We start from the raw sequence: 22,232 nt of genomic DNA on the forward strand, positions 1-22,232 counted from the left end.
GAGGGAAAATTTACCCTGTGCGCCTATGCCTTGCTGCGAATACGCAAAGCAAAAGGCACAAGGCAGCCCGATGGTCGATCTCAACCCGCGCAGTTTCCAGGGGCGCATGCCCGCCAGCTCTGCCGAGCGTCCGGACATTCCCCTGGTGATCCAGCGCCCGGTCGAACATCTGCGCATCGGCGAGGTCGTGGAAATTGCCGGGTCGAGCTCGCAGGTGCTGCTCGACGCAGCACGCCTGCAGGCGCTGGTCGATCACAACGATCCCAGTATATCGATGGCCGGACAGGTGGGGAGCCAGGTCAAGATCCGCATGGGCAATCGCTGGCTGGTCGCCAATGTCCGCACCCAGCGCATGCACCAGCGCGAAGCCGGGCTGATCGTCTGCCAGATCGATTTCCTGGGCGAGGGCGAGGAGGAAAAGCTCACCGGGCGCATCTTCAACTTCCGCCGCGGGGTGACGCGCTATCCGGTTCCCGGCACGCCGCTCTATGCGATGACCAGCGCGGACCTCAAGCAGGTCTATGCCGCCGATGCCCGACCGCATATCGAGATCGGGACCGTCTATCCGACCAGCGACACGCGCGGCGCGCTCTATGTCGACGCGCTGCTGGGCAAGCATTTCGCGCTGCTGGGATCGACCGGTACCGGCAAATCGACCGCCGCCGCGCTGATCCTGCACCGCATCTGCGACATGATGCCCGACGGCCATATCGTGATGATCGACCCGCATGGCGAATATTCGAGCGCCTTCGCGCAGAATGGCGAGCTGTTCGATGTCGGTAATCTCGCGATGCCCTATTGGCTGATGAATTTCGAGGAGCATTGCGAGGTGTTCCTGACCTCGCACGGCGCCGACCGTCAGACTGATGCCGAAATTCTCGCCAAGTGCCTGCTGGCCGCGCGAATGAAGAGCAAGCAGGCGATGGGCAATGCCCGCGTTACCGTGGATACGCCGATCCCTTACATGCTGTCCGACTTGGTGGCGAACATCCAGAACGAGATGGGCAAGCTCGACAAGGCGACATCGAGCGCGCCGTTCCTGCGCATCAAGGGCAAGATCGAGGAGGTCAAGTCCGACCCGCGCTACAGTTTCATGTTTTCCGGCATGCTGGTCGGCGACACGATGTCCGATTTCATCACCAAGATTTTCCGTCTGCCCGCCAATGGCAAGCCGATCTCGGTTATCGACGTGTCGAGCGTGCCGTCGGACATCACCGCAACCGTGGTGGCTGTGCTCAGCCGCATGATCTTCGACTTTGCCATCTGGAGCCGCAAGGAGCGGACCAAACCGGTGCTTCTGGTGTGCGAAGAGGCGCATCGCTACATCCCTTCCGACCGGGTCAACGAGCACAGCGCGGTGCGCGACGTGCTGAGCCGGATCGCCAAGGAAGGCCGCAAATACGGCGTCTCGCTGGGGCTGGTCACGCAGCGCCCGTCCGACCTTTCGGAAGGCGTGCTCTCGCAATGCGGCACGATCATCGCGATGCGGCTCAACAATGATCGCGACCAGGCGCATGTGCGGTCGGCCATGCCCGAAGGCGCGCGCGGGTTCCTCGATTCGATTCCGGCGCTGCGCAACCGCGAATGCATCATCTGCGGCGAGGGCGTCGCGATCCCGATCCGCGTGGCGTTCGACGATCTTGTCGAGGCGCGCCGTCCGGCCTCGGACGATCCTGCGTTCAGCGCGCTGTGGAAGGAACAGGGCGGCGAGAGCGAGATGGTCGCACGCGTCATTGCCCGCTGGCGCAACAAGGACAATCTGAACGGCGGTCGCTGAGCGATTTACGCGCCACCGCGCCGATCAGGTGCCGCGCGTGTCGCCATAGAGGTGGATGTGCAGCCGGTCGGTGAAGCGCCAGCCGCGATCGAGGCATAACGGCGCCAGCCAGGCGGTCCGTGAACGCAAGGTGGCGCTGTCGGTGCCCTCCGGCATCAGGATGATGCGTTCGGCAGGAATCGCAAACCGCTCCGCCAGTGCCGCGACTTCATCGGCATCGGCGGACTCGGAAACCACGAACTTGAACCAGGCGCGGGGGTCGCTGGCATAAGCGGCCAGCGCATCCTCCTTGCGCCGGGTGCTTTCGGCATTGCCCGAATGACCAAGCTTGGGCGACAGGTTGATCTGGTGGACATGCGGCGCAAAGCCGGCGGTCAGCGCCACGGTGCCGTTGCTCTCGATCTCGATATGATAGGCCGGCCCGAGCGTCGCGCAGAGCGCCGCCAATGCCGGCTGCTGGAGCAGCGGCTCGCCGCCGGTGAACACGATATGCGGGCAGTCATAATGCCGGACAGCAGCGGCAACCGCGGCAATGTTCAGCGTTACGCTGTTGGCGCGCCGGTCATAACGCTGCTCGCCGCGATGCGGCCCGGCATGGCCTTCAAAGAACCAGGTATAGGGGGTGTCGCACCAGTGACAGGCGAGGTTGCAGCCCGACAGGCGGACGAAGACCGAAGGCCTGCCCATGGAAATCCCTTCGCCCTGCAGCGAATGAAAGATCTCGGGCTCTCCCGGACGGACTGTGGCGAGACGCAATCGGGTCATGCGCGGGCGCCCTTAGCCCAATTCGCGGCCGAAAGCCAAAAAGATGTGGCCGCACCCGTGAGCAACGGATGCGGCCACAGCCCCCCGGAAAATCAGCCAGTCGTCAGAAGGCGGCGGTTGCCGCGAACACGATCGTGCCGTCTGCGATCTGGCCTCCGCCGTTGCGGAACTTCTGGAAGTTCGGCAGCAGATAGGCCGATTCCGCGCGGGTGATGTCCGTATCGACATAGGAGACGCTGAGCGTCAGCGGCCCATAGACGTTCACTGCCGCGCCGATCGAATAATCCCAGTATTCGCCGGTGGGCGTCACGCTGGTACCGTTGGGGCCGAGACCGGGATTGCCCTCCGAATAGCCGATATGCGCGTTGATCGTCACGGGCGTGTCGGGGATGGCAACGCTGGCATCGCCAGCCAGGTACAGATTGTCCTGCTTCTGGCCACGGCTGAACGGCGTGTTCGAGAAGTTGCCGAGCGCTTCCTGCTTGGGAGCGTAATAGACCGCTGCGGTCAGCGAAACCGGCCCTGCGGTGCCCTTCAGCTTGGCATAGCCTTCGAAAAAGTCGGTGTTGTCGAAGCCGTCGGGGTACATGTACCAGGTCACGCCGACATCGATGCCGGCCGAGCCCACGGTGGTGGCATAACCGGCGAACAGATCGACCTCGAGATTGGGGCCGCCAAAGGTGCCCCAGCCGGCCAGGTTGGACCCCCATGTACCGACGTAGAAACCCGATTCGTGGTTGACGGTGAAGCCGCCCTGGACTGCCACGCCCTCGTCGGACTGCGAAACGCCGCGGAAGCGATAGTCGGACACCAGACCGACAGAGCCCGTGATCGTGATCGGCTTGGACTCCTCTTCCTGCGCAAAAGCAGGGGTGGCGACAGCCGACGACGCGAGGAGGGCGAGGCCCGCAAGGCCCCGGTGGAATTTGGACGTACGCATGTTTTTCCTTTCAACTGGATGCGTTTCGTCCCGCCTGCGCTGCAGTGGCTACTCTCTGTTTTTGCTGGCGTCCCTTGGCGCCACATATGGAGTGCTCACAATCAGCGACAGCAATGCTGCCCCGCTGTGCTGCGGTGCACAAGAGAAAAATGCTAATATATGCGGCTATTGTGAAAGATTGTGTCTTTCGCGCCACGGAAATGATCCGTTGCGGACCTTTATCGCGATGTTAACCGGATGGCACCACGGTATTACGCGATGTTTGCTCCGCTCTTGCCGATCCAGTCCGATTCGCGCGCCAGCGCGACTATCGATTCGCTGCTCGCGCGAATCGATGCGATCGGTACCGTGCTCGCGATACTGGCGCGATGGTCGGGTCGCTCGGCGGCCGAACCCGTTTCCGGACTGAGCGAACGCGCGGCGCTCGCGGCCTGGCTGACCCAGGCCGAGCCCATGGTCACCGCCCGAATGGCGACCGAGCTCGACGCGGCCTGCGCGGCACTGCAGGCTGGTCTTGCGGCGCTCGAACAGGCGCGTGGGCGCGGACATCGCGCCGAAGCGGCAGCGGCCCTGCTGTATCGCGAATCGCGCCAAGCCTTTGCGGATGTGCTCAAGCCGACGAGCGTCCATCCCGAATATTGCTGAAGCTGAGCGCAGGCTTTCCTTTGTTCCCGTTTTGTATTAGCAGGTGGCATGGACACGCGCCTGCCACAGACCCTGCGCTCGGCTGACCCGAGCGATCTGCCGATCATGCCCATCGCCTCGCCCGGCGGCCCGCCAGCCGGCGCGGCAGCGGTCGCGCGCGGAATCGGGCGGCTGTTCCGGCGCAATCAGATCTGGGTGGCCTCAGAAGTGGCCCTGCCCAATGGCAGGCGCGCCGATCTGATGGGCATCGATGCTCGTGGACAGATCATCATCGTGGAGATCAAGGTGGCGCGCACCGATCTGCTGGGCGATGCCAAATGGGGCGAGTATCTCGACCATTGCGACCGGTTCTACTGGGGGCTTTGTCCGGCGCTCGATTCAGGGCTGGTCGGTGGCGAGGCGTTTCTGCCCGATGTCACCGGGCTGATCGTCGCCGATGCCTATGATGCCGAGATCATTCGTCCCGCCGCCACGCGTCCGCTGGCGGCTGCCCGGCGCAAGAGCGAGACCCAGCGCCTGGCCGCTCTGGCGCTGCGGCGGTTGAACCTGATGCTTGACCCGCCGCCGCCCGACGAGCTCTATTAACCGCATTGGTTATTTTTTCTTGACATCGTCACGCTGATTTGGTACAAATCAGGAACATCGAGATGGAGCGAGTCGGGAGTGACCCGGCGACAGGCTCTCTCACTTATCCTGTGCCCTGCGGAGACGAACTTGTCCGACAGCCTGTCGGAGGAAAGCCTGTGCGTGTTCCTCGACCATCTTGCCGAAACATCGAACGTTTCGCTGTCGGCCAAGCGCGCCGGAGTGTCACGCTCGGCAGTCTATCGGCTGCGGGCGAACTGCCCGGCATTCAGCCATGGTTGGCAGATGGCGATCGCCACCGGCTATGACGAGCTTGAGTTCCGCATGCTCAAGACCGCACGCTTCGGTACGATCAAGCCGGTCAAGCGCCCCGACGGCAGCATCGGCAAGGCGACCGAATTCGACGATGCGCAGGGCCTGAAGCTGCTGATGGCGTACAAGCAGAGCGCCGAGAAGGCCCGCGCCGAGCAGCCACCCGATCCGCTGGTCGCCAGGAGCGCGCGCGATCAGCTCGCGGCGACGCTGGAGCAGATCCGGCAACGGCTGGATGCGGGCGCAGCAGACAAGGCAGTGCCGGATGCGACCGCGCCTGGCAGCCGATGACAGAATTTTCGCTGGCCGAACGGCTGGCGGCCATGCCAGGCGAGGCCGCGCGGTTGTATCTGGACGGCCTTTCCGATGGCGCGGTGGCAGCGCTGGCGCATCACTGGCCGTTCTGGGCGCGCCCCCAGCAATTGCCGCCACCCGGGGATTGGCGCACCTGGCTGATCCTCGCCGGGCGCGGTTTCGGCAAGACGCGCGCCGGGGCCGAATGGGTGCGGGCGATCGGCGAGTCGGTCGCCGACGCGCGCATCGCGCTGGTCGCAGCGAACCTGGCCGAGGCGCGCAGCGTGATGGTCGAGGGGCAGAGCGGACTGCTGGCGATCGCGCCCGAGCAGGTGCGGCCGCACTGGGAGCCCTCGCTGCGCCGGTTGCGCTGGCCGGGTGGGGCGCAGGCGGTGCTGTTCTCCGCCGCCGAGCCCGAAGGGTTGCGCGGTCCCGAGCACAGCCATGCATCCGGCACAGGCACAGAAGGAAATCACCCATAACGAGGCCCTGGTGCTGGTGGACGCGCTATTGCGCGGCGCCGTGAAGGCCATGCTGAACGACCCTGCGCCGCTCGCGCCTGCACCCGGTCAGGCGTGGATCGTGGGCCCCGCCCCCATCGGTGCCTGGGTCGGCCAAGCAGGGAAGATCGCCATCTGCACGGATGGGGGGTGGCGATTTGCCACCGCGCCGGCCGGGATGCAGCTGCGCGATGACATGGCGGCGGTCTGCCGAAGGTTCGATGGCAGCGCATGGTCTGCCTATCCCCCGATCGCCGCGCCGGTGGGCGGATCGATTGTCGACGCAGAGGCTCGCGCGACCCTTGCCGCGGTGCTCGCAGCTCTACAGCAGGCGGGGCTGGCCAGCGTTACGTGATTGATCTCAAGCCTAATATGCGTTTATGATTCGGTGTGTTACTCTCGGTTGCGCTGCCTTGTCCGACAGGCTGCAGCAGACGTGCATTTTTTGCGTGGCACCCCCTGAAATGGCGACATTTTGGCAACAGTCCGGCCAAAACCGCGCTTGCGTGGCAACTGTCTTGGCGTTAGTAACGTTGCCGAGTTGTCGTTCCAAATCCTACTTATAAGGGGAAAATCTATGCGCAAGTTAGTCGTTGGACTGGCGTTGGCATCTACCGCCCTGACGACGCCGGCTTTCGCCCGCGACGGTCAGTGGTATGTCGGTGTCGAAGGCGGCGCCATGATCGTCGAAGACATCGAGTTCGATGTCGGCGCTCTGAACAACGCCACCATCGTTGATTCGGACACCGGATACGATGTCGGTGCGGTCGTCGGTTACGACTTCGGTCCGTTCCGTCTGGAAGCAGAAGTCAGCTACCGCGAAGCGGACCTGACCGACGTTCAGACGCAGGTTGGCATCTCGCGCGGTGCCGCTCCGACCGCTATTGGTCGTTTTGCCTCGGTTGGCAGCGCCAATGCGCTGGCATTCATGGTCAACGGCCTGATCGACTTCGGTCCCGATGACGGCCTTCAGGGCTTTGTCGGTGGCGGCGTCGGCGTCGCTCGTACCGACTTCAACGGTTCGACCCAGCCGGGCACTGGCCCCTATATCGACGATTCGGACACCGGCTTTGCCTGGCAGGTTCTGGCGGGCATTCGTGCTCCGATCAGCGACAGCTGGGACGTGGGTCTGAAGTATCGCTTCTTCAACAGCGATTCGGTCGATCTGCTGAGCGTCAACGGACGCGAGTTCGACGGCCGCTTCCGCAGCCACTCGATCCTGGGCAGCATCATCTACAACTTCGGTGGTGAAGAAGCGGCTCCGCCGCCGCCCCCGCCGCCTCCGCCGCCGCCCCCGCCGCCTCCGCCCCCGCCGCCTCCGCCGCCGCCTCCGCCGCCGGTTTGCGAGAAGGGTCCGTACATCGTGTTCTTCGACTTCGACAAGTCGAACATCACGCCGGAAGCTGCGACCATTCTCGACAACGCCGTTGCCGCTTACGGCAGCTGCGGTTCGGTGCCGGTCATGCTGGCAGGTCACGCTGACCGTTCGGGTGCTGCCACCTACAACGTGGGTCTGTCCCAGCGTCGTGCCGACTCCGTCAAGGCCTATCTGGTCTCGCGGAACATCCCGGCCAGCGCCATCAGCACCCAGGCGTTCGGTGAAACCCGCAACCGCGTTCAGACCGCCGATGGCGTTCGTGAACTGCAGAACCGTCGCGTGGAAATCACCTACGGTCCGGGTTCGGGTATGTAAGCCAAACGCTGGACCTACGGGTCTGGTAACAAAGAGGGTCGGTCTTCGGACCGGCCCTTTTTTGTTGGGGCGCCATGGCTGGCATGTCGCCTGCTTGCCCAAGGACCACGTCGCGCTTATGTAGGGCGTATGGACACTCCATCAGCCGACATCATCCTGACACCCGCTGCGGCCAAGCGCGTGGCCGCAATTGCTGCCAAGCAGCAAAAGCCCGCCATCCTGCGTCTCGCGGTGGAGGGAGGCGGCTGCTCCGGATTCCAGTACCGCTTCGGCCTTGCCGATGCGCCCGAGCCCGACGATATCGTCACCGAAACCGATGGCGTCTCGCTGGTCGTTGACGATATCAGCCTCGATCTTGTTCGCGGCAGCGCGGTGGATTTCGTGGAATCGCTTGGCGGGTCGGCATTCCAGGTCACCAACCCCAACGCTGCATCCGGATGCGGTTGTGGTTCCAGTTTCTCGATCTGAATGCCTGCTGGCCTGATGGGGAACCCGAACCGCCGGTTTTCGTATTGAGCGGCAAGGCATAGGACCGGGGGTGCAGATGAAATCCAGCCAGCATCATGCGATCGTCGCTCGATCGCAGCGAAAAATCGCCTGCAATCACAGGGGCCGTGCGTGATCGATCCCGCTATGGCGCCCGATGCGCAGCATCGCGATCCCGAAGCCCCGGGCCATATCAGCCCGCATGCCATGACGCGGCTGGAGGCTGGCCGGGTTGCCGGCATAACCCTCACCGTCCTTGCTGTGGTAGGTGTCGCCTGGTTGCTGATGGAACTGACGCAGTTCCTGCTGCTCGTCTTTGCAGCGCTGGTGCTGGCGGCGATTTTCTCGTCCATCGCGCGCCGGGTTTGCGATTTTACCGGAATGAAGCGCGGGCCGGCCCTCGCCATTTCCGTATTTCTGCTGCTGGCGGTCTTCGCCGGAGCTTTCACGCTGTTCGGTTCGCAGATTGCCGATGAGTTCGACACCATTCAGCAGAGCATTCCGCCCGCAATCGATCGGGTAGAGGCGCAGCTGGACGAGGTGGGCTTGGGCGAGCAGGCGCGGAAGATCGTGCAACAGGGGAGCGGCGATCTTTCAAGCCTGGCGTCGCGGCTCGGCGGGTTCGCGATGACCGCGACCAACGCGATCGCCAATTTCGTTCTCGTGTTCGTCGGCGCGATCTTTATCGCAAGCGATCCGAGTGTCTATCGGCGCGGCCTGCTGCTGCTCCTGCCGGCCCGTGCCGAGCAGCCGGTTTCGGACGCCCTGGATGACGCTTCGCGGGGCCTGCGCGGCTGGATGATGGGCCAAGGCGTCTCGTCGGTCGTGGTGGCGGTATTGACCGGCGGCGGGCTGTGGGCGCTGGGCGTGCCGGCCTCGGGGGGGCTGGCGATCATCGCCGGACTGCTCGACATCATCCCCATGGTCGGGCCGGTCATCGCGGGCGTTCCGGCTGTCCTGCTCGCTTTCACCGTGTCGCCGACCACAGCCTTGTGGACGGTCGTGCTCTTCCTGATCGTCCAGCAGATTCAGGGCAATTTCCTGCAGCCCATGATCCAGAAACAGGCGGTCGATGTGCCTCCTGCGGTGCTGCTGTTCGCGGTCGTCGCCTTCGGGCTGGTCTTTGGCTTCCTGGGCGTGCTGCTCTCGGCTCCGCTTACTGTCGTGACCTATGTCATGGTCCAGCGGCTTTACGTGAAGACCCTGCTCGCCAAGCCGATCCGGATCGCCGGGCAGGACTGATCCCGCCCGGCCGACCGGTCCCGATCAGAGCGGATTGCCATCCTTGTCGCAGAACACCTCGCGCCGGCCGACATGGTTGGGCGCGCTAATATAGCCGTCCTCTTCCATCCGCTCGACCAGCCGCGCGGCGCTGTTGTAGCCGATACGCAACTGCCGCTGCAGCCAGCTGGTCGAAGCCTTCTGGCTTTCGAACACGATCTGACAGGCGGCGCGGTACATCTGCTCTTCGGGGCTGTCGTCGAGACTCGCGCCATCGAGCGCGAAGCCGCCATCCTCGGGCTCTTCGGTCACTGCCTGGATGTAATCGGGCTGGCCCTGGCCGCGCCAGTGGTCGGCGACACGGCGCACCTCCTCATCCGAGACGAATGGCCCATGCACGCGCTCGACCTGCTTGCCGCCGGACATGTAGAGCATGTCGCCCTTGCCGAGCAGCTGCTCCGCGCCCTGTTCGCCCAGGATGGTGCGCGAATCGATCTTGCTGGTAACGTGGAAGCTGATGCGAGTCGGCAGGTTGGCCTTGATCACGCCGGTGATGACGTCGACCGAGGGGCGCTGCGTCGCCATGATCAGATGGATCCCTGCTGCACGCGCCTTTTGTGCGAGCCGCTGGATCAGGAATTCCACCTCCTTGCCGGCGGTCATCATCAGGTCGGCGAGTTCGTCGACGATCACCACGATCTGCGGCATCGGCTCGTAATCGAGCTGCTTCTTCTCGTATTGCGGCTGGCCACTGACCGGATCCCAGCCGGTCTGTACCTCTTCGCCCAGCGGCAGGCCCTTGGCCTTGGCGACGCGCACCTTGTCGTTGAAATTGACGAGGCTGCGCACCTTGAGCTCGCTCATCATCCGATAGCGCTCTTCCATCTGCTCGACCGCCCATTTGAGCGCGCGCACCGCCTTGGCGGGCTCGGTCACCACGGGGGAGAGCAGGTGCGGAATGTCGTCATAGATCGACAGTTCGAGCATCTTCGGGTCGATCATGATCATGCGCAGCGTTTCCGGCGTCATCCGGTAGAGCAGCGACAGGATCATCGCGTTGAGGCCGACCGACTTGCCCGATCCGGTGGTGCCTGCGATCAGCAGGTGCGGCATGGGCGCGAGGTCGGCGATCACCGGATCGCCCGAAATATTCTTGCCCAGGATGACCGGGAGCTGACCGCTATTCTCGGCAAAATGGCTCGATCCGATCATCTCGTGCAGCACGACCGCGTCGCGATGCTGGTTGGGCAGCTCGATGCCCAGTTCCTTGCGGCACGGAATCGCCGCGACGCGCGCGGAGCGTGCCGACATGTTGCGCGCGATATCGTCGGCGAGCTGGATGACGCGATTGGCCTTGATGCCCGGCGCAGGCAGCAGCTCGTAGCGGGTGACGACCGGGCCGGGGCGCACCGCCGTGATCTCGCCCTTGACGTTGAAGTCACTGAGCACGGTCTCGAGCAGGCGCGCGTTGCGCTCGAGCGCGATCTTGTCGAGCGCAGGGCCGGTGCTCGACGGCGGCGGGTCGAGCAGGTCGACCGAGGGCAGCTCATAGGGGCCGAAAAAATCGCCCTGTTTGCTCTTCGGGCCAAGCTGCGCCTTGGCGGGACGTAGCGAGGGCTCGGTGATTTCCGGGGGCGGACGGTTGTCTGGAACCGCTTCCTTGCGCGGCGCGGCGAGTGCCGGACGACGCGGCTCAGCAGCATCGTCGAGCTCGTCCATGTCGTCTTCGTCAATGACCGGGCCGATTGGGCGACGGAACAGCGCCTCGGGCATGCTCACCTTGATCGGCGGCATGCGCAGCAACCCGCGCTCCAGCCCCAGCGCCTTCCAGCCAAGCGCCGCGCCGACCAGCCCCAGCAGCGAAGCGCTGCCATAGAGTGCCCAGGAAGCGCCAGCAGGCGGCAGGAATGCGGCAAGGAACTGGATGCCGCGCGCACCCATCATGCCGAACAGGCCGCCGGGCCCTGCCGGGAAATGCGGCGCGGATTCACCGAACAGGACAGCGGCAGCAATTGCCAGGAACAGCATGCTGAGCAGTGTCGCGATGACCGAGCGGCGCCAGTGGCCGAGCGGCTGGTTGATCCAGAGCCGGTGCGCCTGCACCGCGGTGATCGGCAGCAGTAGCGCGCTGGCCGGGCCGCCGAGGAACAGCATGAAATCGGCAATCCATGCGCCGCTTGCGCCCATCCAGTTGTCGACGCCGCCGCCTGCGGCCGTGTTGAACGACGGATCGGTCTGGTGATAGGTCAGCAGCGCGATGGTGGTGAAGGCGACCAGCGCAAACAGCAGCAGCGCCAGAATCAGGCTGCCGCTGCGCATCAGGCTCTGACGCATCAGGTCGCGCCAGTCGGGCGCGTTTCTGGTGGCGGCGCGGCTGGCCATAACCTTGAATTCTCCGGCAATATGGTAAATGCCGCCCATTTTGCGCAGACCATGGACTCCGCGTCAAGCAAGGACTTGGGACGGACTCCGCGCAGCTAGCCCCTGTTCAGTCGTCTGCAGACCGCCTACATTGGCGCGCATGACAGGCAGCATCACCTTGGGTAACCATAGCGACATCCTCATCATGGGCGCAGGACCGGCGGGGCTTTCGCTCGCGCTAGCAGTAGCGCGGCATGGCCTCAGCGTCCGGTTGATCGACCGGATCACGCCTGAGACGCTCGCCGATACTGCGTTCGATGGCCGCGCCTCTGCGCTCGCTTCGACCAGTTGGCAGATGCTGCAAAATCTGGGACTGGCCGACAGCCTATGGCGCGATGCCTGTCCGATCGACCGGATCGCGGTCAGCGATGGCCTGCGGCGAGGTTCGCTCGATTTCGATGCCGGGGTCGATGGCATGGGCGTGATGCTGCCCAATAGCCTGCTCCGCGCCGCGCTCTATCAGGCCGCGAGCGCCGATGCGGATATCGATCTGGTCATGGGGGCCGAGGTTGCGTATCGTGCTGTCGATGCGCACCGTGCGACGGTGAGCCTGGCCGATGGCCGCATCTTCACGGCTTCGTTGCTGGTCGGCGCGGAAGGCCGCGTATCGCCGACGCGCGATTTGGCCGGGATCGGCCTCAACCAATGGTCGTATCGCCAACGCGGCATCGTTACCGCCGTGACGCTGGAAAAAGGTCATCAGAACACCGCGTTCGAGATTTTCTATCCCGATGGTCCGCTCGCCATCCTGCCGCTCAACGATGATGACGAGGGTCGGGCGATGGCCTCGATCGTCTGGACGGTGCCCGAGGGCAAGGCGGATGCCTGGACTTCGCTGTCCGACCGCGCGTTCGGCGCTGCGCTGACCGAGGCGAGCGGCGGGTTTCTCGGGGCAATCACACCGATCGCCCCGCGCAGCAGCTGGCCGCTGACGCTGTGTCAGGCAAGCGACATGGTCGCGCCGCGCATCGCGCTGGTAGGCGACAGCGCGCATATCATCCACCCGATCGCGGGACAGGGGCTGAACCTGGGGCTGCGCGATGTCGCGGCGCTCGCCGATGTGCTGGGCGAGGGCGCGCGGCTGGGGCTCGATCCGGGCGATCTCGCGCAATTGAAGCGCTATCAGCAATGGCGGATGCTCGACAATGCGATGATGGCCTCGGCCACCGACGTGCTCAACCGGCTCTACGGCCTGCCCGGCAAGGCGCCCTCGCTGGTGCGGCGCATCGGCATGCAGCTGGTCGGGCGCACGGGCCTGATCCGGCGCTTCATCATCGACGAGGCGCGGGGAACAAGCGGCGACCTGCCCGAACTGCTGATGGCGAGCGATTGATAGCTTTGCCCTTGGGCGCTCAAGTCAGCTGCTCGACGTCATTCCCGCAAACGCCGGAAACCCGCTTTGTGCCCACCTCTCAGAAGAGCGGGGCCCCGCCTGCGCGGGAGTGACGGAGGTTAAGAGCGGGACTAGGGTTTAAGCCCCCGCGTGATGAAGTCGTTTGCCGCGATGGCGATCGCGTCCGGTGTCATGTCCTCGTTCCAGATGCCGTAGCGTAGCCCCAGAAACACGTTCATCCCCATCACTGCCCAGGCGTGGAGTTCGCTGACATCGCCTCTGATTTCGCCTGCGGCTGCGCCCGCCTGCAGGCGGCTGAGGATGCGCGTGGCGGTCACCTGATAATGCGCGCGATAGCTTTCGGAATCGACGAATTCAGCCTCGTCGATGATCCGGTAGATTTCCTTGTGCTCGCGCGCGAATTCGAGAAACCCCTTGAGCGCCGCGCGTTCACGGTCGAGCGCGCCGCTCGCCTCCTGCATCGCGGCGGCGGCATGCTTGCCGACCTGGGCGGACATGTCCTGCACCAGCGCGCGGAAGATTTCGTCCTTGGAATCGAAATAGGTGTAGAAGCTGCCCAGTGCTGTCCCTGCGCGCCGGGTAATGCCGCTGATCGATGCCTCGTGAAAGCCCCGCTCGCCGAATTCGATCGCGGCCGCATCGAGCAGCTTGCGCAGCGTGGCGCGGCCGCGCGCCGTGCGCGGCGTCTTGTCCGGCCGTGCGCCTTCTGCGCCCGGGTTCGCGGGCGGTTCTTCCGCTGCCGAAGGTTTTGCCGCCATGATCCACTCCCGCTGCCGGACATGATGCGTGCGCGCAACACATCTGGCCGATTTTGTCCTCGCTGTCTCCCCTCATGCGATAAGAGTTGAAAGCTGGTTCAACTTTCACTAATGGACAAACACGTTCTGCGCAAGGCCGGTCAGTGAGACGAACCGGTGCACCGCGAACAGGTCAGGATGCAGGGAGGAAGTTCATGTCCGTTTTCGGGTTCACCCGTTTCGCCGCCACGCGCACTGCGCTCACGCTGGGCGTCGCCGCCGCAGCCCTTACGGCACTTGCTCCTGTCGCGATCGCGCAGGAAGCGCAGGAACAGGAAGCGACCACCGCCGATGACGGTAGCGTGATCGTCGTGACCGCCCGTCGCCGGGCAGAAAACCTGCAGGACGTTCCGATCGCGATCAGCGCCTTTTCCGCCGAGCGGCTGGAAAACCAGGGCGCGCTCGACATCACTGACATCTCGCAGATCACGCCCAACACCACGCTCGAAAATTCGCGCGGCACCAACTCGACGCTGACTGCCTTCATCCGCGGCGTGGGCCAGCAGGACCCGGTTCCCGGCTTCGAGGCCGGCGTCGGCATCTATCTGGACGATGTGTACCTCAACCGCCCGCAGGCGGCGGTGCTCGACATCTACGAAGTCGAGCGGATCGAGGTGCTGCGCGGACCGCAGGGCACGCTCTATGGCCGCAACACCATCGGCGGTGCGGTCAAATATGTCACCAAGATGCTGCCGCAGGATTTCAGCCTGAAGGTGCGCGGCACCTATGGCACCTATGATCAGGCCGAAGGCGTGGTCACCGTGTCAGCCCCGCTCGGCGATATCGTCCGCGTCGGCGGCACGCTGGCGCGCCTGTCGCGCGGCGGCTTTGGCGACAATATCAACATTCGCGGACTCGAAAACTATAACCGCGATGTCTGGGCGGGCCGCGGCACGTTCGAAATCGGCGGCTATGGCGCGCCGGTGCTGATCCGCATCTCGGGCGACTATACCCGCGACAAGTCCGATCCGCGCAACGGTCATCGGCTTATCCCCGGCATCCGCAGCGGCACGCCGGTGCTGAACGATGTCTATGACACCCGCGCCGGCCTCAACAATCCGCGCCAGGATATCGAAGCATTCGGTCTGGCGATGAACATCTCCGCCGAGCTCACCGACAATCTGACGCTGCGTTCGATCAGCGCCTGGCGCAAGGATGACAGCTTCACCCCGATCGATTTCGACGCGTTGCCCGCGATCGATGTCGATGTGCCCGCAGTCTATCGCAACGAGCAGGTCAGCCAGGAATTCCAGCTGCTGTACGAAGGCGAGCGCCTCAAGGGTCTGGTCGGATTCTATTATCTCGATGCCAAGGCCTCGACCGCGTTCGACGTGCTGCTGTTCACCACGCTCGCCAATCTCAACGCCTTCACCGCTGGTGATGTGCGCACCGATACCTGGTCGGTGTTCGGCGATTTCACCTATGACTTCACCGATCAGCTCTCGCTGTCGCTGGGCGGCCGTTACACGGTCGACAAGCGCAATTCGACCATCCTGCGCCAGACCAAGCTGGGCCGTTCGGCCGAGTTCGGCGGTACGCCGGTGGTGCTGGCGACCACGTCGAACTTCAACGGCGAGGCACGCTTCACCGATTTCAACCCGCGCGCCTCGCTGAGCTTCAAGCCGAACGAAGACCATCTGTTCTTCGCCGGCTATTCGCAGGGCTTCAAGGGCGGCGGCTTCGACCCGCGCGGGCTTTCGACCGCCGCGCCCGACACCAACCGCGACGGCGTGCGCAGCCAGCAGGAAATCTTCGACTTCCTGAGCTTCGAGCCCGAAACGGTCGACAGCTATGAGCTGGGCTGGAAGGGCAGCTTTGCCGACAACGCGATCAACCTGGCGCTGACCGGCTTCTACGCCGATTACACCAACGTCCAGGTGCCGGGTTCCGCAGGGTTCGACTCCAATGGCGACGGCGTCAACGACACCTTTATCGGCGTCACCACCAATGCCGGCAAGGCCGAGTTCAAGGGTATCGAGTTCGAAGGCAATGCCGTGTTCGCGCGCGAATTCGCAGGGTCCGGCTCGTTCCTCAGCTTCAACGCGACGCTCGGCTATATCGATGGCGAGTACAAGCGCTTCATCGATGCGCGCAACATCGACGTCGCCAATCTGCGCCGCATCCAGAACACGCCGAAATGGACGATGTCGGGCACCTTCTCGGGCGTCTTCCCGGCCTTCTCGGGCAACATCACCGCTTCGACCACGGTCAGCTATCGCAGCAAGACCTTCCAGTTCGAAACGCCGAGCCCCTTCCTCGACCAGCCCGGCTTCGCGCTCTGGGATGCCTCGCTGATCTGGCGCGATGACGAGGACCGGTTCAGCTTCGGCATCAACGCCAAGAACATCCTCGACAAACAGTATATCACGTCGGGCTATCAGTTCCTCGCAACCGCGCCCGATGGCACGCCGACGCGCAACGCGGCGGGCAATCTCATCCCCACGCTGGGCACCGAGGGCGTTGCGACCGCGTTCTACGGCAATCCGCGTCAGGTGTTCGTGACCGGAACGGTCAAGTTCTGACCTGATTTGCTGCTGGCAAAGGGGGAGGTGGCCGCGAGCGTCAGCTTGCGGCCACCAGCTTTTGCGTCATCGCCGCCTCAGGGCTGGCGATCAGCTGCGCCATCGGCCCTGTCTCGACGATACGTCCGGCATCGAGCACGGCAGCGCGGTGGCAGAACTGCGCCGCCAGCGCCAGATCGTGCGTGATGACCAGCATCGCGATGCGCTGGTCGCGCTGCAGCCGTTTCAAGAGCGCGACGATCTGCACAGCCACCAGCGGGTCGAGCGCCGAGGTCGCCTCGTCGAGCACCAGCATCCCGGGCTCGGCGACCAGCGCGCGGGCGATCGCGACGCGCTGCGCCTGACCGCCCGACAGCCCCGCCGGTTTGCGATCCGCCAGCGCGGCATCCAGCTCGACCATTTGCAGCGCCTTCTTGACCAGCCCGGCGCGGCCCCAACTCGTCAGGTCGGGGCGCAGATGCACCAAGGGTTCGGCGATGATGTCGGACACGCGCCAGCGCGGATCGAGGCTCGCGACCGGGTCCTGGAACACCGGTTGTATCATTCGCCGCTGCTCTAGGCTGCGGCGCGCGGGCAATCGCGCCCCTTTCCACAGAACGGCACCCGCGCTGACGGGCCCCAGCCTGGCAATCGCGCGGCCGATGGTGGACTTGCCCGAGCCCGAGCCGCCGATCAGCGCCACCGCCTCGCCCTGATGCACGGTCAGGTCCACCGCGTCGACAGCGGTGACGGGCTTGGCGAACAGGCCGCTTCCGGCAAAACGCACGGTCAGGCCTTGCGCTTCGATCAGCGGCGCGCCCGGCACAGGCAGGTCATCGGGCAGCGCGGCCTTGAGGCTGGGCGTCGCCGCCCAAAGCGCCTGACTGTAAGCGTGCTGTGGCGCGCGCGCGATGGCCTGTGCCGCGCCTGCTTCCACAACCTGTCCGCCCTGCATCACCAGCACCCGGTCGGCATGATGTTCGAGCGAGGCGAGATCATGGCTGACCAGCAGCAGCCCCATGCCGGTCTCGCGCCGCAGCCGGGTGAGCAGCGCCATGATCTCTCCGCGCAGATGCGCATCGAGCGCGGAGACCGGCTCGTCGGCAATCAGCAGCTGGGGGCGGTGCGCAATGGCGCAGGCGATCATCAGCCGCTGGCGTTCGCCGCCGGACAGCTGGTGCGGATAGCGACGCAGCTTGATCGCCGGCTCGGCAAGACCCACCGCGTCCAGCATCGCTGTCAGCGCATTCTGGTCGGGGCGCAGTCCGCCCGCCTGCATCGCACTTTCGACGAGGTGCTGCGCAGCGGTCCGGTGCGGAGTGAGTGCAGTCAGCGGCTGCTGGAAAACGAAGCCGACGGTCTCGCGCCGTACCTGGCGTAGGTCCGCCTCTGCCAGCCCCGCCAGCTCCTGTCCCTCGACCACCGCCGATCCGGTGATCGTCCCGGCGGAGAGCCCGAACGGGGTGAGGCTGGTCAGGCTCTTGCCCGATCCCGACGCGCCCGCCAGCGCGACGCATTCGCCCGGTGCGATCTCCAGGCTCACGCCGCGCACCAGATCGCGCCCGTCAATGGTCACGCCCATGTTTTCGAGCCGGTACAGGCTCATGCAAACCGGTCCCGCAAGCGCTCGCCGATCAGCGTCAGGCAGACGAGCAGCGTTACCATCACTCCGCCGGGCACCAGCAGCCCCATGGGCGCGACATCCATGTCGTCCGCGCCGTCCTTCACCAGGATACCGAGCGAGGTCAGCGGCTCCTGCACGCCGAGGCCGAGGAACGACAGGAAGCTCTCGATCATGATGATGCCCGGTAGGGTGAGCGTCAGGTACGCAAGCGCCACGCCCGCGATATTGGGCAGGATATGCCGTGCGAGGATGACGCGCACCGGCGCGCCGCTGGCCTCGGCCGCCAGCACGAACGGGCGGTGGCGCAGCGTCATCACCTGGCCGCGCACGATCCGCGCCATGGTCAGCCATTCGACCAGCCCGATGCCGACAAACACGAGCAGGATCGATCGGCCGAACACCACCATCAGCACGATCACGATGAACATGAAGGGCAGGGCATAGAGCGCATCGACGATCCGCATCATCAGCTCGTCGGTTCGGCCCCCCGCCCAGCCCGCGATCATGCCCCAGCCGATGCCGACCAGCATCGAGACGAGCGCAGCGGCAAAGGCGACGAGCAGCGTGATGCGGGTCGCCACCGCCAGCCGCGCCAGCCGGTCGCGGCCCAGCTCGTCGGTGCCGAGCACATGGCCTGCGGTGCCGGGGGCGGCTCGCACATGATCCCAGTCGATTGCATCATGGCTCCAAGGCAGCAGCATCGGCAGCAGCAGCGCGGCAAGCACGATCAGCGCGACGATCGCGCCGGGCAGGGCGATGCGGTTCAAGCCCGGCTCCGGGGATCTAGCCAGCCGTAGAGCAGATCGGCGAGCAGGTTGAACGCGATGATCAGCGCGGCATAGAGCAGGATCACCGCCATGATCAGCGGATAATCGCGGTTGAGTGCGCCCTGCACGAAATAGCGGCCCAGCCCGGGCAGCGCGAACACCGTCTCGATCACCACCGCGCCGGTCAGCAATCCTGCCGCCGCCGGGCCGAGATAGCTCACCACCGGCACGAGCGCAGGCCGCAGCGCGTGGCGCGCGATGATCGCGCCGGTGCCAAGCCCGCGTGCCCGCGCCGTGCGGACATGCTCCTGCGCGAGCGCCGCCGCCAGTCCCGCGCGCGCCAGCTTGGTGATCGCACCCGCGACCGGCAGCGCAAGCGCGATCACCGGCATGATCCAGTATTGCGGCGCGCTCAGCAGCCCGTCACCCAGCCCGCCCACCGGCAGCAGCCCCAGCCACAGCCCGAAGATCAGCGCCAGCAACGGCCCGGTCACGAAGCTGGGCAGCGCGGTGACGATGGTGGCGGCGAGCATCAGCGTCTCGTCCGCCCATCCGCCGGGGCGCAGCGCCGCAATGGTTCCCGCCGCGAGGCCCAGCACCAGCGCCAGCACGATGGCAAGGCCACCCAGCGTCAGGGAGACCGGCAGACTGTCCGCGATCAGCTGGGTGACGGTAAAGTCGCGATAAACCAGGCTCGGTCCGAAATCGCCGGTCAGCGTGCGGCGCAGGAACAGGGCGAATTGCTCGCCCATCGGCAGGTCGAGCCCGTATGCCGCTTCCAGCGCCGCGCGCGTCTCGGGCGCCAGCGGCCGCTCGCCATCGAACGGCCCGCCCGGCGCAAAGCGCATCAGCGCAAACGAGGCGAGCAGCACGAGCAACAGCGTCGGGACCGCGGTCAACAACCGTCTGAGGATCAGGGCGCGCATCGGCTGCGACCATGGCGGATCAGGTGGGGCGCGTCATGCGGAAAATTGGCTAATGCGCGTCAGATGCTTACGCCCTGTCGCTAACCCTGACACCTCAGCCTAACGATAGGGTTCGCAAGCAACTCCGTCTGAATCGCCATCCATGCCTTCCCGATAGCCAGGTTCCCCCCGATAGATTGGGGCAGTTCCAGCTGCGCGTGCATCATGGCAACCTGCCCAGTGATCTCCAGGCTGTGGTTCGCGCGCACGTATCAGTCCGACACCGACTGCTATAATACGCATTTTGGTGGTGAAAGCAGCGCTGTCCTGCTCGTTTAAAAATAGACTGCCGATACCGATGACAGCGCCAGACAATGCTGCCGTCGTCAACAGGTCGACGACACGGCGTTGCTCTGCCCGTCTCTCCTGGCGCTTGGAATGGCGACCAAGTTTGACAGGCACAGGCTTGAAGGACTTCTTGAAGCTCACCGACAAAGCTTATGGAGGAAGTGTAAATGAAACATTGTGGTGTCCAAAGACCACAATATTTCAGACCTTGGGAAATTGGCTCATCACAGACGAGCGGGTTAGTCGGAACCATAAAAAATCCGCTTGAAGCTGACCTTACGTCAAGTGGCATAAGCCGCTTATGCCCGATTCGCTCGACATTGCCGCCGTTACCCGGCTCACCGGTCTTACAGCCCGTGCGCTGCGCTTCTACGAGGCGAGGGGGCTGGTCGAACCGTTGCGCACCGCCTCGGGGCGGCGGCACTATGATGCGGCGGCGCTCGAGCGGCTCAACCTCATCCTCTCGCTCAAGAAGGCGGGGCTGACGCTGGCGCAGATCCAGCGGCTGACCGCGCATCGGCGGATCGACTTGCACGGCCTCATCACCGCGCAGCTCGACCATCTCGAACAACAGGCGCGGCGCATATCCGAGGCGCAGGCGCTGCTCATTTCCGTCAAGTCACGCATCGATCGCGGCGAGCCCATCGATGCCGAGACCTTCTGCTCGCTGATCCGAAATGAACAAGAGGACAGTGCAAGCATGTCACAAGACCAATGGAAGGCGGTGACCGACCGCTATTTCACCCCGGAAGAGCAGGCCGAATGGGGCGAGAAGATGGGCGCCCTGGGCGCGGATTTCGATCACGATGCCTATGCCGCGCAATGGAAGGCGCTGGGCGACGAGATCAAGGCGGCGATGCCGATGGACCCAACCGGCGACACGGCAGCAGGCTTCGTCCAGCGCTGGTTCGCGCTGCTCAAGCCATTCACCGATGTCGCTACCCCAGCGATGTGGACCGGCACGATGAAGATGTACGACGACATGGGCAACTGGCCGGTCCGGGCCGATCCCGGCTTCGATGCCGAGGTCTGGGCGTTCATGAAAGAGGCGACGGCGGCGCGGATGCTGGCCGGGGACTCGATTGCCATACCCAGAGCGGAATGAGGAAATCCGGGCTATGAATGCATGGGTGCTGCTGGCTTTGGCCATCCTTTGCGAGATTGCGGGCACCAGCCTGCTCAAGGCCTCGCAGGGGTTTGCCAAGCCGCTGTTCGGCATGGCCTCGATGAGCTGCTATGGCCTGTGCTTCTGGCTGCTCGCCTTTGCGTTTACCCGCATCCCGATGGGCATCGCCTATGCGATCTGGTCGGGCGTCGGCGTGGTCGCGGTGGCGGTGATCGGCTGGCTGGTGTTCCGCCAGTCGATCAGCCTCGCTCAGGCGGGGTTCATCGTGCTGACGCTGGTCGGGACGACGGGCCTGTATCTCACCACGCCCTATGCCGAGGCGGAGAAACAGCAGGCAACCGCGGAGGGTTAGCCGCCGCCCGCCGACAGCCGCACCGCGCGTTCGCGCAGGCGCTCGACAGCAGCGGCGTGGATGCCCGGCGCGCAGCACAGCACGCCGAAGGCATTGGCGCGCGGCTTGTTGAAGCGGAGCTCGCCGCCCAGCGCATCGGTCACGCGCGCGCCCGCCTCTTCGGCGATGATCGCGGCCGCGCCGATATCCCATTCATAGCCCCAGCGCAGCGTCGCAAGCAGGTCGGCGCGGTCGTCGGCGACCATCGCCATGCGCAGCGCTATGCTGTTGGGCTTTTCGACGACGGTGAGGTCCACATCCGCCTTGGGCAGGCTGTCGGTGGGCACGCGCGACCCGGAAAAATCGGTGCGGCGGCTCGCCTTCAGCCTTTTGCCGTTGAGGAAAGCGCCGCGTCCGCGCGCGCCGATCCAGTATTCCTTGCGCGCCGGGGCTGCCAGCACGCCCATCACGACATGGCCATCCTCGACCAGAGCGACCGAGATCGCCCAGCCAGTGCGCCCGCGTACGAAATCGCGCGTGCCGTCGATCGGATCGACCAGCCAGATGCGCCCGCAATCGAGCCGCGCGGTGTCGTCCGCCGTCTCCTCGGACAGCCAGCCCGCATCGGGGACCAGCGCCCCCAGGCGTTCGCGCAGGAAATTGTCGACGGCAAGGTCGGTCTCGCTCACCGGCTCGCCCGGCACCTTGTCCCAGACCTGAAGGTCGCCGCCCGCGCGCGCGAACGCAGCCATGGCGATGGTGCTCGCCTCTTCGACGATGTGCCGGATCGTGTCGGGAGAAACCTTGGTGCGCGACGCCATGTCCCCGCTGTAGCGCGGG

At 65.0% G+C, this 22,232-nt stretch carries 21 protein-coding genes and 1 pseudogene; 13 read left to right on the forward strand and 9 right to left on the reverse strand.

Annotation, left to right across the window (positions count from 1 at the left end):
• The first annotated feature begins 106 nt into the window (after positions 1-106).
• Positions 107-1,777, forward strand: a complete 1,671-nt coding sequence (locus tag OPU69_RS04280) for an ATP-binding protein (protein WP_498509588.1) — start codon at positions 107-109, stop codon at positions 1,775-1,777.
• A gap of 24 nt (positions 1,778-1,801) precedes the next feature.
• Here OPU69_RS04280 and OPU69_RS04285 read toward each other — a convergent pair whose 3' ends face one another.
• Positions 1,802-2,542 carry a 7-carboxy-7-deazaguanine synthase QueE gene (locus OPU69_RS04285; protein WP_498509460.1) on the reverse strand — a complete coding sequence of 247 codons (741 nt, stop codon included), beginning with the start codon at positions 2,540-2,542 and terminating at the stop codon, positions 1,802-1,804.
• Positions 2,543-2,645: 103 nt separating this feature from the next.
• Positions 2,646-3,482 (reverse strand): TorF family putative porin, encoded by an 837-nt coding sequence (locus OPU69_RS04290; RefSeq protein WP_060979502.1) that lies wholly within the window; start codon positions 3,480-3,482, stop codon positions 2,646-2,648.
• Positions 3,483-3,740: 258 nt separating this feature from the next.
• On the opposite strand from OPU69_RS04290, the gene OPU69_RS04295 reads away from it, so the two are divergent.
• The 8 genes and pseudogenes from OPU69_RS04295 (at position 3,741) to OPU69_RS04330 (ending at position 9,239) form a co-directional block, all read left to right on the forward strand.
• Positions 3,741-4,127, forward strand: a complete 387-nt coding sequence (locus OPU69_RS04295) for a hypothetical protein (RefSeq protein WP_066044271.1) — start codon at positions 3,741-3,743, stop codon at positions 4,125-4,127.
• A 105-nt stretch (positions 4,128-4,232) separates the two neighbouring features.
• Positions 4,233-4,712: an MmcB family DNA repair protein gene (locus OPU69_RS04300; protein ID WP_060979512.1), complete on the forward strand. Its 480-nt coding sequence runs from the start codon at positions 4,233-4,235 to the stop codon at positions 4,710-4,712.
• A 129-nt stretch (positions 4,713-4,841) separates the two neighbouring features.
• The gene (locus OPU69_RS04305; RefSeq protein ID WP_498509461.1) at positions 4,842-5,315 is read left to right on the forward strand and encodes a hypothetical protein; all 474 of its coding nucleotides are present in this window, start codon (positions 4,842-4,844) and stop codon (positions 5,313-5,315) included.
• Positions 5,312-5,764: pseudogene (locus tag OPU69_RS04310) on the forward strand (terminase large subunit domain-containing protein); the annotation flags it as partial. The gene OPU69_RS04305 and the pseudogene OPU69_RS04310, both read left to right, overlap by 4 nt.
• Complete coding sequence (locus OPU69_RS04315; protein ID WP_498509462.1) at positions 5,763-6,173, forward strand: DUF2793 domain-containing protein; 411 nt, start codon at positions 5,763-5,765, stop codon at positions 6,171-6,173. The pseudogene OPU69_RS04310 and the gene OPU69_RS04315, both read left to right, overlap by 2 nt.
• A 222-nt stretch (positions 6,174-6,395) precedes the next feature.
• A complete protein-coding gene (locus tag OPU69_RS04320; RefSeq protein WP_482758346.1) occupies positions 6,396-7,511 on the forward strand; it encodes an OmpA family protein in 1,116 nt (371 codons plus the stop codon).
• 129 nt (positions 7,512-7,640) lie between these two features.
• Positions 7,641-7,979, forward strand: coding sequence for an iron-sulfur cluster insertion protein ErpA (gene erpA / locus OPU69_RS04325; protein WP_060980317.1), 339 nt, complete (start codon positions 7,641-7,643; stop codon positions 7,977-7,979).
• A gap of 150 nt (positions 7,980-8,129) precedes the next feature.
• Positions 8,130-9,239 carry an AI-2E family transporter gene (locus OPU69_RS04330; RefSeq protein ID WP_498509463.1) on the forward strand — a complete coding sequence of 370 codons (1,110 nt, stop codon included), beginning with the start codon at positions 8,130-8,132 and terminating at the stop codon, positions 9,237-9,239.
• Between the two features lie 24 nt (positions 9,240-9,263).
• On the opposite strand, the gene OPU69_RS04335 is transcribed toward OPU69_RS04330, so the two are convergent.
• Positions 9,264-11,600: a DNA translocase FtsK gene (locus tag OPU69_RS04335; RefSeq protein WP_498509589.1), complete on the reverse strand. Its 2,337-nt coding sequence runs from the start codon at positions 11,598-11,600 to the stop codon at positions 9,264-9,266.
• A 139-nt stretch (positions 11,601-11,739) separates the two neighbouring features.
• Between OPU69_RS04335 and OPU69_RS04340 the strand changes: the two genes are divergently transcribed.
• Entirely contained in the window at positions 11,740-12,972 is a 1,233-nt protein-coding gene (locus tag OPU69_RS04340) for a UbiH/UbiF/VisC/COQ6 family ubiquinone biosynthesis hydroxylase (protein ID WP_498509464.1), read from the forward strand.
• 131 nt (positions 12,973-13,103) lie between these two features.
• On the opposite strand, the gene OPU69_RS04345 is transcribed toward OPU69_RS04340, so the two are convergent.
• Positions 13,104-13,751 (reverse strand): TetR/AcrR family transcriptional regulator, encoded by a 648-nt coding sequence (locus tag OPU69_RS04345; RefSeq protein ID WP_498509465.1) that lies wholly within the window; start codon positions 13,749-13,751, stop codon positions 13,104-13,106.
• A 194-nt stretch (positions 13,752-13,945) separates the two neighbouring features.
• On the opposite strand from OPU69_RS04345, the gene OPU69_RS04350 reads away from it, so the two are divergent.
• Complete coding sequence (locus OPU69_RS04350; protein ID WP_498509466.1) at positions 13,946-16,312, forward strand: TonB-dependent receptor; 2,367 nt, start codon at positions 13,946-13,948, stop codon at positions 16,310-16,312.
• A gap of 40 nt (positions 16,313-16,352) precedes the next feature.
• On the opposite strand, the gene nikE is transcribed toward OPU69_RS04350, so the two are convergent.
• The 4 genes from nikE to OPU69_RS04370 form a co-directional block, all read right to left on the reverse strand.
• Positions 16,353-17,897, reverse strand: a complete 1,545-nt coding sequence (nikE, locus tag OPU69_RS04355) for a nickel ABC transporter ATP-binding protein NikE (protein ID WP_498509467.1) — start codon at positions 17,895-17,897, stop codon at positions 16,353-16,355.
• On the reverse strand, positions 17,894-18,682 hold the full coding sequence (locus OPU69_RS04360; protein ID WP_498509468.1) for an ABC transporter permease: 789 nt from the start codon (positions 18,680-18,682) through the stop codon (positions 17,894-17,896). The genes nikE and OPU69_RS04360 overlap by 4 nt, the downstream gene beginning before the upstream one ends.
• On the reverse strand, positions 18,679-19,608 hold the full coding sequence (locus tag OPU69_RS04365; protein ID WP_498509469.1) for an ABC transporter permease: 930 nt from the start codon (positions 19,606-19,608) through the stop codon (positions 18,679-18,681). The genes OPU69_RS04360 and OPU69_RS04365 overlap by 4 nt, the downstream gene beginning before the upstream one ends.
• 99 nt (positions 19,609-19,707) lie before the next feature.
• Positions 19,708-19,890: an excalibur calcium-binding domain-containing protein gene (locus tag OPU69_RS04370; protein ID WP_081096940.1), complete on the reverse strand. Its 183-nt coding sequence runs from the start codon at positions 19,888-19,890 to the stop codon at positions 19,708-19,710.
• A 346-nt stretch (positions 19,891-20,236) separates the two neighbouring features.
• Between OPU69_RS04370 and OPU69_RS04375 the strand changes: the two genes are divergently transcribed.
• Positions 20,237-21,040, forward strand: a complete 804-nt coding sequence (locus tag OPU69_RS04375) for a MerR family transcriptional regulator (protein ID WP_060980325.1) — start codon at positions 20,237-20,239, stop codon at positions 21,038-21,040.
• 13 nt (positions 21,041-21,053) lie between these two features.
• Positions 21,054-21,413 (forward strand): DMT family transporter, encoded by a 360-nt coding sequence (locus OPU69_RS04380; protein ID WP_498509470.1) that lies wholly within the window; start codon positions 21,054-21,056, stop codon positions 21,411-21,413.
• Here OPU69_RS04380 and OPU69_RS04385 read toward each other — a convergent pair.
• On the reverse strand, positions 21,410-22,213 hold the full coding sequence (locus OPU69_RS04385) for a 3'(2'),5'-bisphosphate nucleotidase CysQ (RefSeq protein WP_060980327.1): 804 nt from the start codon (positions 22,211-22,213) through the stop codon (positions 21,410-21,412). The two genes, OPU69_RS04380 and OPU69_RS04385, sit on opposite strands and share 4 nt — an antisense overlap.
• Positions 22,214-22,232: the final 19 nt, after the last annotated feature.

Source organism: Blastomonas sp. 34TW, assembly GCF_059803595.1.